The organism is Bradyrhizobium sp. URHC0002 (assembly GCF_054059515.1).
Window position 1 is genome coordinate 586,481 of the sequence record NZ_JBSSCF010000001.1, and the last position, 15,240, is coordinate 601,720.

7 protein-coding genes are annotated in these 15,240 nt (G+C 62.9%); 1 reads left to right on the forward strand and 6 read right to left on the reverse strand.

The genetic code is table 11. The features are described 5' to 3' along the window. Positions 1-4: 4 nt before the first annotated feature. The 3 genes from ACVWVY_RS02930 to ACVWVY_RS02940 all read right to left on the reverse strand — a co-directional run bounded on the left by ACVWVY_RS02930 (position 5) and on the right by ACVWVY_RS02940 (position 3,711). Positions 5-883 carry an ABC transporter permease gene (locus tag ACVWVY_RS02930; protein ID WP_456632083.1) on the reverse strand — a complete coding sequence of 293 codons (879 nt, stop codon included), beginning with the start codon at positions 881-883 and terminating at the stop codon, positions 5-7. A 12-nt stretch (positions 884-895) separates the two neighbouring features. After that, the gene (locus ACVWVY_RS02935) at positions 896-1,849 is read right to left on the reverse strand and encodes an ABC transporter permease (protein ID WP_456624968.1); all 954 of its coding nucleotides are present in this window, start codon (positions 1,847-1,849) and stop codon (positions 896-898) included. A gap of 203 nt (positions 1,850-2,052) precedes the next feature. Beyond that, complete coding sequence (locus ACVWVY_RS02940; protein WP_456624969.1) at positions 2,053-3,711, reverse strand: ABC transporter substrate-binding protein; 1,659 nt, start codon at positions 3,709-3,711, stop codon at positions 2,053-2,055. A 198-nt stretch (positions 3,712-3,909) separates the two neighbouring features. Between ACVWVY_RS02940 and ACVWVY_RS02945 the strand changes: the two genes are divergently transcribed. Then, complete coding sequence (locus ACVWVY_RS02945) at positions 3,910-5,523, forward strand: ABC transporter substrate-binding protein (RefSeq protein WP_456624970.1); 1,614 nt, start codon at positions 3,910-3,912, stop codon at positions 5,521-5,523. 206 nt (positions 5,524-5,729) lie between these two features. Here the strand turns inward: ACVWVY_RS02945 and ACVWVY_RS02950 are convergent, their stop codons facing one another. The 3 genes from ACVWVY_RS02950 to ACVWVY_RS02960 form a co-directional block, all read right to left on the reverse strand. Beyond that, positions 5,730-7,046 carry an alpha/beta hydrolase gene (locus ACVWVY_RS02950; RefSeq protein ID WP_456624971.1) on the reverse strand — a complete coding sequence of 439 codons (1,317 nt, stop codon included), beginning with the start codon at positions 7,044-7,046 and terminating at the stop codon, positions 5,730-5,732. Between the two features lie 96 nt (positions 7,047-7,142). Further along, entirely contained in the window at positions 7,143-9,368 is a 2,226-nt protein-coding gene (locus tag ACVWVY_RS02955; RefSeq protein WP_456624972.1) for a CHASE2 domain-containing protein, read from the reverse strand. 89 nt (positions 9,369-9,457) lie between these two features. Beyond that, a complete protein-coding gene (locus tag ACVWVY_RS02960; RefSeq protein WP_456624973.1) occupies positions 9,458-14,905 on the reverse strand; it encodes a VCBS domain-containing protein in 5,448 nt (1,815 codons plus the stop codon). Between the last annotated feature and the right edge of the window lie 335 nt (positions 14,906-15,240).

Below are 15,240 nucleotides of genomic sequence, written 5' to 3' on the forward strand. Positions count from 1 at the left end.
CGCGTCAGTTCCTGATGTCCATGGCGCTGCGCATGCCGTCGCTGAGCAGATTGAAGCAGATCGAGACCGCAAAGATCATGACGCCCGGCAGCGCCGCCACCCATGGATTGACATAGATCGCGGTGCGCAGCGTGTTAAGCATCAAGCCCCACTCCGGCTCCGGCGGTTTTGTGCCGAGGCCAAGGAATGAGAGACCGGCGGCGAGGATCATCGACACTGAGATCAGCCCGGTGGCGTAGACGAAGATCGGGCCGAGCACGTTGCCAAGCATATGTACGCGCATGATGGTGAAGGGCCCGGCACCCGACGCCCGCGCGGCCTCGACGAAATCCATGTTGCGCACGCCGGTGGTGACGCTTTCCGCGACCCGGGTGATCTGCGGCACGAACACGATGGTTAGCGACACGATGGAATTGACGATGCCTGCCCCCAGCGCGCCGGAGATCGCAATCGCCAGCAGCACCGACGGGAAGGCGTAAAACACGTCAATGGTGCGCATGATCGCGGTGTTGAGCTTGCCGCCGACATAACCGGCGACGAGCCCGAGCGAGGTGCCGATGATGAAGGCGAATATCACCGGGAGGATACCGATGATCAGCGACAGCCGGCCGCCATAGATCAGCCGCGCCAGCATGTCGCGGCCGAGTTCGTCGGTGCCGAGCGGATAATTCGGGGTGCCGATATGACGAAGCCTGCGGATCATCGAGCCCTGGTAGGGATCGGCGAGGCCGAGCCACGGCGCGAGCAGCGCTGAGAGAAAGATCAGCACCAGCACGAATGCGCAGACCATGCTGACCTTGTCGCGTGAGATGCGGCGGCCGACGGTGGCCCAATAGCCGCGCGCCTTGGTGGCGGGTGCGGCCTGCAGGGCGGTATCCGACATCACAGCCATGAATCAGCCCCGCTTGATACGCGGATCGATCGCGGCCTGCGCGATATCGACCAGCAAATTGAGGGCGACGAAGAACAGCGCCAGCACCAAAATCGTACCCTGCAGCAGCGGCAGGTCGCGCTGGAAGATCGCGGAATTGAGCAGCAGGCCGGAGCCCGGCCACGAGAACACGGTCTCGATCAGGATCGAGCCGCCGAGCATGTAGCCGAGCTGCAGCCCCATCACCGCGAGCGCGGTCGGTGCCGCGTTCTTGATGACGTGCTTGAACACGTCGAGTTCGCGCAGGCCCTTGGCGCGCAGCGCCTCGACGAAATCCTGCGAAAGGATGTCGCCGGTGAGCGCGCGTACGGTGCGGGTGACGATGCCCATCGGAATCACCGAGGTCGTGATCGCCGGCAGGATGAGATATTTCATGTGCTCCCAATCCCAGCCCCACGAACCGGAACCACTGGGACCGGCGCCGACCGCGGGCAGCCAGTTGAGCTGCACCGAGAAGATGATCACCAGCACCATGCCGAGCCAGTAATGCGGCACGGACACACCGGCAATCGCGATCGAGGTCGCGACCTTGTCGATCCAGGTGTCGCGAAAGTAGCCGGCGATCAGGCCGAACAGCAGCCCGAGCGTGAAGCCGATCAGGGCTGCGGCAATCGCAAGCGTAACCGTGTTGCTGACCGCGCGCAGCACTTCCGTCAACACCGGCCGGCCGGTGGCGATCGAACTGCCGAGATCGCCATGGAGCGCCCGCCACATCCAGAGCCCGAACTGGACCGGCAGCGGCCGGTCGAAGCCGTAGGCCGTGCGCAGTTGCGCCGCGAGTTCCTGCGACGCGTCCGCCGGCAGCACCGCGACCAGGGGATCGCCGGGCGTGATGTGCACGAGCAGGAAGCACACCAGCGCCACGCTGATCACGATCGGGATGACGTAGATGATGCGTCGGGCGATGTAAGCAAACACGGGTCACTTTTTCTTCTTCCCTTCTCCCCTTGTGGGAGAAGGTGGCGCGCATTCATGCGCGCCGGATGAGGGGTTCGATCCGCGGACGCAAGCTTTCGAATGAGGGACGCGTATCCGCGGAGAGAACCCCTCACCCGTCTTCGATGCTCCGCATCGAAGCCACCCTCTCCCACAAGGGGAGAGGGGAAGAACGCACCTCGCCGCTACGGCGCCAACGACACCGGCGAGAAGTCGACGAACCAGCTCTTCGGCTGCACAAAGCCCTTGACCTTCGGGCTCATCGCGCGCGGCGCCACGTCATGGGCGACGTAAAGGAACGCCGCGTCATCCACCGAGGCTGCATGCAGTTCGGCCAGCGCCGCGTCACGCGCGGCGGGGTCGAAGGTCTGGCGCGCCTTGGTCACGAGTTCGTCGAACTTGGGATTGTTGATGTAACCCCAATTATTCGACGTTGGCGGCGCCATCGACGACTGCAGGAAGCGCACCAGCGCGAAGAACGGATCCATCGCCGCATAGGTGACGTTGGTGGCGTTGGCGCCGTTGGCGGTCGGATCCTTGGCGCCGCGGCGCCAGTTGGTGAACAGCGTATTCCATTCGATGACGTCGAGCTGGACGTCAAAGTAGCATTCGGCCAGCGCTTGCTGCAGATATTCGTTCATCGGCAGCGGCAGCATCTGACCCGATCCCGACGCCGAGGTCTGGGTCTTTACCGTCAGCTTCTTGCTCGGACCGTAGCCGGCCTCCTGCATCAGCTTCTGCGCGGCCTTCAAGTCATACTTGATCTCAAACGTCGGCTTGCCGCGCCAGGGATGGCCGGGCTCGAAGGTGCCGCTCGCCGGCACCATCAGGCCGGCGAGCAGGCCGTCCCGCAGCCCTTCGCGATCGACGCAGAGGTTGGCCGCCTTGCGGACACGAATGTCATTCCACGGCGAGCCTTCGATCCGCGAAAACTGCCACGGCCAGACATGCGGTTCTTCATTGGAAGTAATGGTGAAGCCGCGCTGCTTGATCTCCTTGACCGCGTCAGGCGCCGGCGCTTCGACCCAGTCGACCTGACCGGACAGCAATGCCGCGGTGCGGGCGTTGGCCTCCGGCATCGGCAGCAGCACCATCTTGTCGACCTTGGGCACGCGGGCCTTGTCCCAATAGGCCTCGTTCTTGACCAGTTCGAGCCGCTCGCGCGGCGTGAACTTCGACATCTTCCAGGGGCCGGTGCCCGACGCTTCCTTGGCAAACGCCGCCCACGCGGCCTGCGACTTGGCCTTGGCGTCGGCGCCTTCGGCCTTCTCATAAAACGCCTGCCACTTGGTCGGGCTCGCCATGAACAGATTGGTCAGGTTGATCGGCAGAAAGCTGTCCGGCTCCTTGGTGGTCAACTCCACCGTCATGTCGTCGATCTTGCTGGCGGAGGCCAGCGTCGGCATGCGCGAGGCGGTGACGCCGACCTGGCTGGCGTCGAAATGCGGCGCGTCCTGCTTCAGCACCTTCTCGACATTCCAGACCACGGCGTCGGCATTGAACGGCGAGCCATCATGGAAGGTGACGCCGGGACGAAGCTTGAAGGTCCATTTCTTCTTGTCGGCCTCGTCGACCTTCCATTCGGTCGAGAGCCCGGGAATCATGACGCTTGCCTTGTCCGCCGAGGACAGGTCCCACATCGTCAGCGCGTCGTACATGGTAAGGCCGGTGAAACGGTTGCCCTCAAAGCCCTGATCGGGCTGGCCGAGGGTGCGCGGAATATCGGCAGCGGTCATGCCGATCCGCAGCACCGTTTCGGCGCTTGCGAGTTGCGGCAGCCCAACCACCAGCGCCGTCGCCAGCAGCCACGCGGTGGCCGTCTTGTTCGATTTTTCATTACGCATATGCAGCAATTCCTTCTCGACTTGGGTGACTAATTCTTATGCAAAGGTATGCAACGCCTGTGCCAAGGAAGGCACTTCGCTAGGGGCCAATAGCCGCACAACTTCCGGTGATTGCGCATACAACCGCGCCTTCTATGCTACATCTGGCATCAAGCTTGCATTTTTCAGCTCCAAACCCCGCCCGAAGGAGCTTAATTCATGCGCACCCAAAATTCGATGCTTCTTGCTGCCGCGGCAATGGCCCTCGGATTGTCGCTTGGCTTGCCCACGATTTCAGCGCAGGCGGAGACCGTTGTGCGCTACGGCATTTCGATGGCGGATATCCCGCTGACCACCGGCCAGCCGGACCGCGGCGCGGGCGCCTACCAGTTTTCGGCCTATACGATCTACGATCCGCTGGTCGCCTGGGAGATGGACGTGTCCGACCGGCCGGGCAAACTGGTGCCCGGCCTCGCCACCGAATGGAAGGTCGACGAGCAGGACAAGAAGAAGTGGCGCTTTGCCTTGCGCAAGGGCGTCAAGTTTCACGACGGCAGCGAATTCAACGCCGACGCCGTGATCTGGAATCTGGACAAGGTGCTCAACGATAAGGCACCCCAGTTCGACAAGCGCCAGAGCGCCCAGGTGAAAACCCGCCTGCCCTCGGTCGCGAGCTACGCCAAGATCGACGACGACACGGTCGAGATCACCACCAAAACCGTGGATTCGTTCTTCCCGTATCAGATGCTCTGGTTCCTGGTCTCGAGCCCCGCGCAATATGAAAAGCTCGGCAAGGACTGGGACAAGTTCGCCAGCCAGCCCTCCGGCACCGGGCCGTTCAAACTCACAAAACTGGTGCCGCGCGAACTCGCCGAACTCACCAAGAACGCCGACTATTGGGACAGCAAGCGGATTCCCAAGGCCGACAAGATCGTGCTGATCCCGATGCCGGAAGCGCTGACGCGCACCAATGCGCTGTTGGCGGGCCAGGTCGATTTGATCGAGACGCCAGCGCCCGATGCGGTGCCGCAGCTCAAATCCGCCGGCATGAAGATCGTCGACAACGTCACGCCGCATGTCTGGAATTATCATTTGAGCGTGCTGCCCGGCTCGCCCTGGACTGACATCCGCCTGCGCAAGGCGCTGAACCTCGCGATCGACCGCGAAGCCGTGGTCGGGCTGATGAATGGATTAGCAAAGCCCGCCAGGGGCCAGGTCGATCCGTCGAGTCCCTGGTTTGGCAAGCCGTCCTTTGAACTGAAATACGACGTCGCGGCGGCGAAGAAGCTGGTGCAGGAGGCCGGCTATTCGAAGGAAAAGCCGCTGAAGGCGACCTTCATCATCGCGCAAGGCGGCACCGGACAGATGCTGTCATTGCCGATGAACGAATTCCTGCAGCAGAGCTTTAAGGAAATCGGCATCGATGTTGACTTCAAGGTGGTCGAGCTCGAGACGTTATATACGGCGTGGCGCAAGGGCGCGGCTGACGAGATCAACGCGGGCATCACCTCCAACAACATCGCCTATGTCACGTCGGATCCGCTCTACGCCATCGTCCGCTTCTTCCACTCCGGCCAGATCGCACCTGTTGGCGTCAACTGGGGCGGCTACAAGAATCCCAAAGTCGATGCGCTGATCGACGAGGCCAAGCAGACGTTTGATGTCGCCAAACAGGACGAACTATTGGCACAGGCGCATGCCGAGATCGTCGACGACGCCACGCTGGTCTGGGTGGTGCACGACACCAACCCGCATGCGCTGTCGCCGAAGGTGAAGAAGTTCGTGCAGGCGCAGCACTGGTTTCAGGATCTGACGCAGATCGGGCTGGAGTAAAAGCGAAGCGCTAAACCTTCCGGTCAGAACGGTCGTCATCCCCGCGAAAGCGGGGATCCAGTACGCCGCGGCAGTGAGGAATCGTAGGGTGGGCAAAGGCGCGTTTGCGCCGTGCCCACCATTCCGCGCCGCGCTCGTGAATGGTGGGCACGCTTCGCTTTGCCCACCCTACGACGTCCTTCGCTTGGTGGACGACGACGATCGCTTCAAGGAATCGGATAACCTTTCCACAACCACTCCAGTGCGGATGGCAGGGTTTGCGCGATGGTCGGGCGGTCGACATGCTTGGCGTTGCGCACGAACAGGTACTGGTAATGGTAACCCTTTTCGGCAAGCACCTTGGCCATCAGCGCGGCCGACAGCGTCCAGTCGTGCATGCCGTCCGGGATCGTGGGGTTCGGATAGAACAAGTCCTGATCGCCCATCTCGAACCAGTAACGGATCGGCTTGGCGGGCGCGCTGGGTATCAGCGGCACGCCCGGCGGCTCCGATGGCGTCAGCACGCCGGCCTTCACGGTGAGGTTGGGACCGGCGGGGCCAGCCCACGCGCTGTGATATTCCCAGGCACCGCCGCGCAGCGCCGGATTCCACGGCCATTGCTGGTTGACCATGGTCGGAGAGTAGGCCAGCACCCGATGATAGAGTTCGGGATGGAACCACGCCATGGTGAAGGCGGCCGTGCCGCTCGAACTCAGTCCCATGGTCGCGCGGCCCTCGGGGTCCTTCGTGAGCTTGACGCCGGCGTGCTGCTCGACGCGCGGCAACACTTCGCGCTCCACGAACTGCGCATAGATCCCCGACACCGTGTCGTATTCGCGCCCGCGCTGGGCGCCCTGCGCGTCCTGGCCGCCATTGCCGACCTGGATGGAGACCATCGGCGGCACGCGGCGCTGCTGGATCAGATTGTCCAGGGTCGTGTTCATGTCCTTCCAGGCGGTCGAACCGCCATCGCCTAGCACGATGAACGGCACCTCCGCGCCGCGCACATAGTTCGCGGGAACATAGACCTCGATCGTGCGCGTCCAGGTACCGGGATGGCTGGTGGTAACGATCATGTTCGATTTGTCGCCCGGCGCCGTCGTCGTCACCATGATCGAACTGTTGTTGCAGCCCGGCGTGTCGTCGCGGATCAGGCCGGGGTTGTAGATCACGCTGTCCTTTGACGACACGGTGAAAGACGTGATCGTGCCCCGCGGCACGCCATCCTTCGCGACGGTCTCGGGAGCAGCCGCATGGGTCGCGCCGATGATGAAATTCCCCTCGGCGCCTGATGGCGGCAATGCGCCGTCGGGAAGCTCCGTCGCGCGCGGATAATTCGGGTTCGATGGGTCGCGGGTCGGCGGCGCGGTCTTGAAATCGAGGCCCGTCGTGTCGATGAAGAAGGGCGCGGCCTTGTCGCTCGTGTTGGCGCCGGGCGGAACGGCCATGTTCTGGGTTACGCAGGCCGGCTGGGCCAGAGCCACCGGCATGACCGGCACGACAGAGATCAACGTCCCCACAAGGACGGCCGACAGCTTGCGCATGCTCGTCTCCCGAAATTGGCGAGTCTTGCTGGCTCACCTTCACGGAAAATATGCCGAGCGGCTGGCGGCCGGTCAAGTTGCCGCCGTGGGGCGCGGCTACTTCGTCAGCAGCGCGAAGGCGCCGTTCCAGTCTTGCGGCGGCGGGTCTTCGAGATAGCCGCGGATACGGACTTCGTAGAGATCGTAGAGCAGCTCCAGCGAATTCGCCTCGTCGGTCTTGCGGCCGCGCGCGATGGCCGCGAGCGCGCCGTTCCAGTCGCGGGTGCGATAGCAGGAGAGCATCTCGATCGTCAGGTTGCGCAGGCGCTGGAAGCGGCCTGATTGCGCGGTGTCCTCGCGGCCGGCGATGGCATAGATCACCTCCGGCTCCTTCTTGCCCTTCACCATGATGAAGTCGAGTTCGAGGATCGCGAACTTGTCCTTGACCGCCAGCGCGGTCTTGGAGCCGACGATGATGGGAAATCCGTATTCCTTGGATTGGCCTTCGAGGCGCGAGGCCAGGTTGACGCTGTCGCCGAACACCGAATAGTCGAAGCGCATATCGGAGCCCATGTTGCCGACCACGCAGATGCCGGTATTGAGGCCGACGCCGACATTGAGCGGAATGAACGGGCGGCCCTCCTCCTTTGCCTCCTGCTCGCGCGCCTGGTTGAGCTCGTCGACGCGCGCCAGCATGTCGAGCGCCGCCTCGCAGGCGTTGAGCTCATGATCCTTGTCGTCGAGCGGCGCATTCCAAAACGCCATGATGGCGTCGCCCATATATTTGTCGATGGTGCCCTTGCGGTTGAGGATGGCGTTGGTCAGCGGCGTCAAAAACCGGTTCATCAACGCGGTGAGGCCCTGCGGGTCGTTCTTGTAGGTCTCCGAGATCGAGGTAAAGCCGCGCATATCGGAGAACATGATGGTCATCTCGCGCTCCTCGCCGCCGAGCACCAGCCTCTCCGGCGACTGCGCGAGTTGTTCGACCAGGACCGGCGACACATACCGGCCCATGGCGGAACGAATCTGGCGGCGTTGCGCCTGCTCGCGCACGAAGCTGGAAAAGATCAGCGTCAGATAGATCGACGTGGTCGACATCAGGGGGTAGGTGAAGTCGATCAGGAGCCGATGCTGCGAATAGAAATACGCCGACGTTCCGATCAGCGCGGTCGCAAACGCCGCACCGAGGGCGACCAGCGTAACCGGCCCGAACAGCGGCGCGAACGCGATCACAAGCAATCCAAACAGAAGCGCGGTCGCGAACTCGACGGCGATGCCGTAGATCGGCGTCGAGATCACCGCCCCGCTCAATGCGCTTTCCAGAATCTGGGCGTGGATTTCCACGCCCGGCATGTTCTGCGAAACCGGCGTGGTCTTGATGTCGTTGAGACCGACGGCCGAGGTGCCGATCAGGACCAACTTGCCCGCGATCATTTCGGGCGCAACGGTCTTTTCCAGCACGTTCGTCACCGGAACGTAGAGAGAAGGATCCTGACGGGCGTAGTGAACCCAAAGCTGGCCGTTGCCGTCGGTCGGCAGCTGAAAGCCCTTGATGCCGAGGCTCTTGATGCCGGCCTTTTCGGATTTGATCAGGATCGTGCCTGAGCCGGTGGCGACCCGAAGCATCTCGAAACTCAGCGAGGGCATGGTCTGGCCCTGCGCCAGCATGATCATCGGCACGCGCCGCACGATGCCGTCGCGCTCGGGCTTGATCGTAAAAAGGCCGCGCCCGGCAGCGGCCTGTTCCAGCACCCTGGTGTTGCGCAGCAGGCCCGGGAATTCAAACATGAAGCGTTGCGGTTCCTCGCCCAGCATCGCCAGTCCCGTCACCGGAAGCGTCTTGTCGAGCACGGCCAGCTCTTCCGCGGCCCCCGATTCGCCAAGCACCACGCGCGAGTTCCGGATCGCTTCGGCGAAGATCTCGTCGTTGCTGGGCAGCGCGCGCAATTTGGCGCGGGTGTCCTCATCGAGGTTGCGGAACGTATCGGCCGCATCGGCCGGATTGAGCCGGTCCGGCTCCGAAAACACCGCGTCGAACGCGATCACGACGGCGCCCAGCCCGGTCAGCTCGGTAATGAGATCGGCGATCCGCGTCCGCGGCCACGGCCACTGCCCGAACTTTTCCAGGCTCTTGTCGTCGATATCGACGATGGTCACCGGCCTTGCGGTCTTGTGGCGGGGATCGATGCGCTGGAAGAAATCGAAGGTCCTGACCCGAATTTCCTCGATGGGAGCCGGATCGGCGACGCGAAGGGCTGCAAACCCGATCAGCAGCGCAAGGCACAGCAGCCGGTCAAAGCCGAACCGCCGCCTAAACCACCTCGGTAGAGCCCGGAGCTTCATGGCTTCGATTGTTCGCTAACTGGCGGCGCCAGACAAGCCAGAAGATGGCATCTATATCCCTGAGTTAGCGCGGCTGGCGAAGCGCCATATTAATGATGCGGCGACACGATGAAGTCGCTCGCATGCAGACTGGCGGCGGCGAGCCCCTTGAGGGTGATAGTGTCGCCCGTATCGAGCGTGATCAGCTTGTCATCGCCGCTGGTCTTTACATGAGCGGATTTTGCAAGCCACGCAGTGATGTTTTCGGCGTCCACGAACTCGGCGAACGCACGGAGATCGATATGGTCCTCGCCCTGCGTGAAGTCGGTTATCTGATCGGCGCTCGGGTTGTGCTGGGATGCCGGAGCAAACACGAACTGGTCGGCCTTGGCTTTGCCGGTCAGCGTGTCGTTGCCGCCAGTTGCGAAGATGACGTCCTCTTCGTCCGTCCCTACGAGCGTGGCGCCATCCCCCCTGGATTGCTGGAACACAAAGTTCAAGGTGTCGTACTGGCCGTCGTCGTCCGCGGCGGTTACCGTGACGATGTCGCCATCGAGATCGACCTTCGCGGTGAAATTGGCCGAATCCTGACCGCCGTTGGCGGTGCCGCCGCCATCCTTAAGCGTGAACGTCACGGTGCGCTCGCCGGCAACCGGATTCTCCTTAGAGTTCGAGAATTCGATCGCCTGCGCGAGCTTCGCAACGGCGACATCGTCGGCATCGCCGTTCAGCGTCACTGTCAGGGTGTTATGGTCGTAGTTCGTCAGCGACCCGATCTGCACCGCACCGCCAGGACCATCACCGTCCACATCGAACATTACCTTCGTATCATCGAGCGTGATGTATTGATTGCCGACGATCGAGAGGGTGTCGCCTTCATTGCCTCCGGCCGTCACCTTTGCGGTGAACGAACCACCACCATAGTTGGCGCTGTCGACATCGCTGACCGAAACATTGCTGGCAAGGGCGACCGCCGCATCGCCGGCATGATAGGTCGGCGCAAGTTCGGTACCGGTGAACACCGGCGCGTCGTTGACCGGCGTGATATCGATGGTCGCGGTGGCGGTTGCGGTTGCGGTGTGGCTGCCGCCCGATCCGCTGTTGCCATGGTCGTTGACGGACAGCGTCAGGTCGGTCGATGCGCCCGGATTGTCCAAATTCGCGGTGTAGCTGATCGTGCCGGATTTGTTTCCGGAGAGCAGCGCTTCGATGTAGTCGACCAGTCCGGTGATCGTCACGGAGGACGTGCCGTTGCCGGTTACCGAAACGTCGTTTCCACCCAGGTCGATGTCCAGGATGCCTACGCCGACGGAGAGGGTCACCGTCTCGGTTCCGCCATTGCCATCGATGTCAGCGACATGCAAGCCGGTGCCGCTGATGACCAGCGGCGTTTGTTCAGTCGCAGCGTAATGCGTCGCAGGCGCGGCCGCGGTCGGCGCGTCGTTGACCGCCGTCACCGTCAGCGTTGCGGTATTCGACGTCACGGAGAAGGCGGCGGAACCGCCCGATGCCGAGACGTCTGCCTTGTTGCCATGGCTGCCCGTCGTTTGATCCCACGCCACATACGTGAACGTGTCCGTCCCGCCATCTTCGCCGTCGGGGACGAACCTGACCATGTCGGTCGCCGCCAGCAGCAAGGCGGAGCCGCTCGACACCTCCGGGAAGGCGACGAACGGGCTGCCGTCGACGGAATATTCCCAGTGGCCATGCGTGCTGGTCGTAGCGGTGATTGCGATGCTTTGCAGCGCGCCGTGATCGACGTCGGCAATGCTGGCTCCGAGGAACGAGGCGACGGTCTGGCCGGCATTCGCAGTCTCGTCTTCGGTAATCGTGGCCAGCGACGGAGCCGACGCAGTCAGGACCGGCGCGTCGTTGGTGCCGGAGATGGTGATTGTGAAAGGCTGTGACGTGATCCCGCCATCGCCATCGTTGATCGCGACCGTATAGGTCAACGTAACGGACTCGCCCTTCGCCAGATAGTCGAATGCGGTAGAGGCCGCCGAGAAGTCGAGTTGGACGGACCCGGCCGACGAGCCCAAAGCCTTGGTCACGGTTCCCGCGCTCACCAACGCAATCAGTTCGCTCGCGTTGAGGCCAAGCCCATCGGTATCCCCGTCCAGCGTCACGCCGGTGATAGCAGCGGTATGACCGACATCATTCAGGTCGACATCGGTGAAGTGGACCGGAATGGTGGCGCTCAGTGCAGAGGTATCGGTCTGCTCGGTCAGGTTCTGCTGCGCGATATCGGCGATAACAGGCGCATCGTCGGTGCCGGTGACGGTGACGACGAAGGTCTTCGGCGTCACGCCGCCGTCGCCGTCATTGATCGCAACCGTATAGGTCAGCGTCAGGACTTCACCCTTCGCCAGATAGTCGAACGCGGTCGAGGCCGCCGAGAACGACAGGTCGACCGCCCCGGCCGACGAGCCGGCGGCTTTGCTCACCGCGCCCGGCGTCACCAGCGCGATCAGTGCGGCGTGGTCGAGCGCAAGGCCAGTGGTGGTGCCGGTCGCCACCGCATCGGTGATGGTTGCGGTGTGGCCGACATCCGACAGGTCGAGATCAGTGAAGGTGACAGGGATCGTCGTCTTCAGCGGCGCGGTGTCGATCTGCTCGGTGAGGGCCCGCTGGGCGATATCGGCGATTTCAGGCGCGTCGTTGCTGCCCTTGACGGTCACGACAATGTCCTGCGAGGTGACGCCGCCATGGTGGTCGTCGACCTCTATCGTGTAGGTCAGCTTGACCGTCTCGCCATGAGCGAGGTAGTCGAAATAACTATCTGGCGCCGAGAACGACCAGCTCTTCGAGCCCTGCACGCCGTCGGTGGAATCGGTAAGCGTCCCCAGCGACAGCCAGCTGAGCTGGACCGTGCCATCGGCCAGACCCGTCATCACGCCGGAGGCCTTGACGCCGGTGAGCTTGACCGCGTGCGTGTCGGTCAGATCGGCATCGACGAACGTGATCGCGCCGCTGGCGGTATCCGGCGTCGCCGAACCGTGGGTCTCGGGGCGTTCCGTGATGGTCGCGGCCGGCGCCACGCTGGTGATGTCGGGCGTGTCGTTGCTGCCAGTAACGGTGATGGTGATCGGCTTGGTCACCACGCCACCATGCCCGTCATCGACGGTTGCGGTGTAGGTCAGCGTCAGGATCTCGCCGTAGGCAAGGAAATCGAACGCACCGTCGGCTGTGCTGTAACTCCAGCTCGCCGAACCGTCATTGGTATTGCCGGGAGACTGCACCACCGTGAGCGGCCCATCCACCGCTGATATCGCTGCGAGTTGCTTGGCCGTGAGCTCTGAGGTGACGTCGACGCGGGTGGCGTTCAGGTAGCTGAACGCCGTGAAGGCGGCGCTCGCTACCGGCCGGTCGGTCAGGTCGACGTCGGTGAACTTGATGGTGCCGGATGCGACATGGAGGGCGGGGGAGCCCGTCGGGTTCGGCTGGTCGGGGTTCGAAAGTTCGGCAAAGGCATCGCTCGTCGCGGCAATGGTCGGCACGTCATTGGTGCCGGTGATAACGACGTCGGCGCCATGGATCGAGACGGTGATCGGCGTGGAGACGACGCCGCCATGGCCGTCGTCGACCTGGGCGACATAGTTGAGGGTCAGCGTCTCGCCCTTGGCGATGAAGTCGAACTTGCTGTCCGCAATGCTGTAGGTCCAGCTCGCCGAGCCGTTGTGGGTATTTCCGGTCGCCTGCACCACGGAGAGTGGCACCTCGACGGCCAGGATCGCCGCCAGTTGCGCCGGCGTCAGCGTCGCGGTGACGTCGTTGCCCTGCGCATCGTAGTAACGGAACGGATCGGTCGTGGAGATCGCCGCGCTGACGACGGGACGGTCGGTCAGGTCGGCGTCGGCGAAGGTGACGGTGCCGGTCACGGTATCGACCGCTGTATTCCCGGTGCCGATCCGCTCCGTGATCGTACCGCCGGTCGTGGAGAGCGTCGGCTTGTCGTTGGTGCCGGTGATGACGATCGTAAACGGCACGAACGTCGTCTCGTTGCTCGGCGCGTAGTTGTTGTCGACCCGCGCCACATAGGTCAGCGTCAGCGTCTCGCCGGCGGCGAGGAAGTCGAACGCGCCATCGGCAACGTTGTAGGTCCAGGTCGCCTGGCCGGTGTTCTTTCCGTTGGGGTCCTGCACCACCACGAGCGGCACTTCGACCGCCTTGATCGCGGCCAGCTGTTCCGCGGTCAGCGTGGCGGTGACGTTGGCGCCCTGCGCGTTCTGATAGGCGAAGGAAGAGAACTGCGCACTGACGCTCGGCGTATCGCCGGCGTTGACGTCGACATAGTTGACCGTGCCGGACGTGCTGTCGACGGCGGCGTTGCCAGTGATGCCGGCACGTTCGGTAAACGCGCCGCCAGACGCGGCTGCCAGCGGCGGGCCGGGAATGTGCACGATCTTGTCGCTCGGCCCCGCAGCGGGTGGGGCAGCAGGCTTTTCCGGGATAATGAGGAACTGAAGCGTAACCGGGCCGAATTCGTTGCTGGCCAGCTTGAGAAACGACGTTTGCTGCGTGATCGAGTCGGTAAAATTGGTCGTGAGCTTGGTGTTCGGGTTGTTCAGGTCGCTGAACTTCAGCGAAAACACGTCGGTGATGATCTTCTGCGCGTCGGGCGACAGTTGCACCGACGACAGGAAGCTGACCGTGCCCTGGCCATTGATGATCGTCTGCGTTCCGGCCTGGTTGACGGTCGCGATCGGCGTCAGCGTGGTCTTGTCGAACAGGATGTAGGAGCCGGTGGTGCCGTCGGGCTCGACCAGCACCTGGAATCTCGCCGGCGGCGCACCGCCCTGCGACGGCACGTCGAAATCGATCTCGACCAGCACCGCAGTACCGCGGATGCCCATGGTCGCGACCGGGGTGTCGACCTTCATGTCGCCTTTCTTGGCGGTGGCGCCGGCGACGAACGAGATCGTGCCAGCCACCAGGCTGAGTAGCGATTTGTTGTCCGACCCGTTGGGGTCGTAGATCATTTCGTTCAGCACCATCTTGGCGTTCGACGCGAGGCCGAACACGGTACCGTCGATGAAGGTGATACCGAGCGTCGAATCCGATCCCGACTGGACGACGTCGCCTTTGTGGACGGAGTCGCCCTGGTTCAGGATGATCGACACGCCGTTGCGGATCGCGGTCGCGTTGCCCGCCAGCTTGGTGACATGGCCGATGAGCGCGGGCGCGACGCTGGCGCTGCCGTCGGCCTGCGCGAACTGGGTGTGCCCGCTCAGCGCGTTGACGATGTCGCCGGTGAGATGGGCGCCGTCGGGCGAGGCCAGCGCGGCCCGTTTCTCGCCCTTGAAGTACTCGCGCAGCACGAGTTCCCGGTCGCCGCTGGAGAGGATCAGGTCGACGCCCGATCGCTTGAAGTCCCCATGGAACAGCAGATGAGCGTCAGAAATAATGATGGCGTCCGACGGCGCATGTGTCGAAACCTTGTCGACGTGGAGCTTGCCGGGGGACGAAAAATGGCCGTGCTGTGACGGCAGCCCCAAGTCAATGTCTATGCCGGAATCAGGGCCGAGGCCGCCCGATCCGAATTTTCCGGCGTAGTTCAATGGGGCACCACATATAAATGGTTAATAATTATGAAATTCCCTGCGGGTTTTTGATACCACGCAGGTAAGGAACACAAAAGCTGGCATGCCGCGAATACCCCCAATATGGGGTAAGTCTGCAACAGGACCGAAAAGGTCCGAAAAAAGTGTCGGGCCGAAGTGTGGCGAGGAAAAGGCCAAATTCGACCAGGGATATCTAAAGAATAGGCACCGCCTTTGCAAGGCATAAAGATAAGCAGCCATAAGAGTTTATCTCTACTTCACCGCACCTGATGTCGCTTCGTGCGGGATGGGACAACGGCCTCAAAGCTGGTCACTTCGCCGGATCGGTAGGG

What these genes read in the sequence shown, in the direction of transcription:
- ACVWVY_RS02940 (WP_456624969.1), bottom strand. Translation starts at nt 3,711, where the DNA reads ATGCGTAATGAAAAATCGAACAAGACGGCCACCGCGTGGCTGCTGGCG.
- ACVWVY_RS02930 (WP_456632083.1), bottom strand. Translation starts at nt 883, where the DNA reads ATGTCGGATACCGCCCTGCAGGCCGCACCCGCCACCAAGGCGCGCGGC.
- ACVWVY_RS02945 (WP_456624970.1), top strand. Translation starts at nt 3,910, where the DNA reads ATGCGCACCCAAAATTCGATGCTTCTTGCTGCCGCGGCAATGGCCCTC.
- ACVWVY_RS02950 (WP_456624971.1), bottom strand. Translation starts at nt 7,046, where the DNA reads ATGCGCAAGCTGTCGGCCGTCCTTGTGGGGACGTTGATCTCTGTCGTG.
- ACVWVY_RS02955 (WP_456624972.1), bottom strand. Translation starts at nt 9,368, where the DNA reads ATGAAGCTCCGGGCTCTACCGAGGTGGTTTAGGCGGCGGTTCGGCTTT.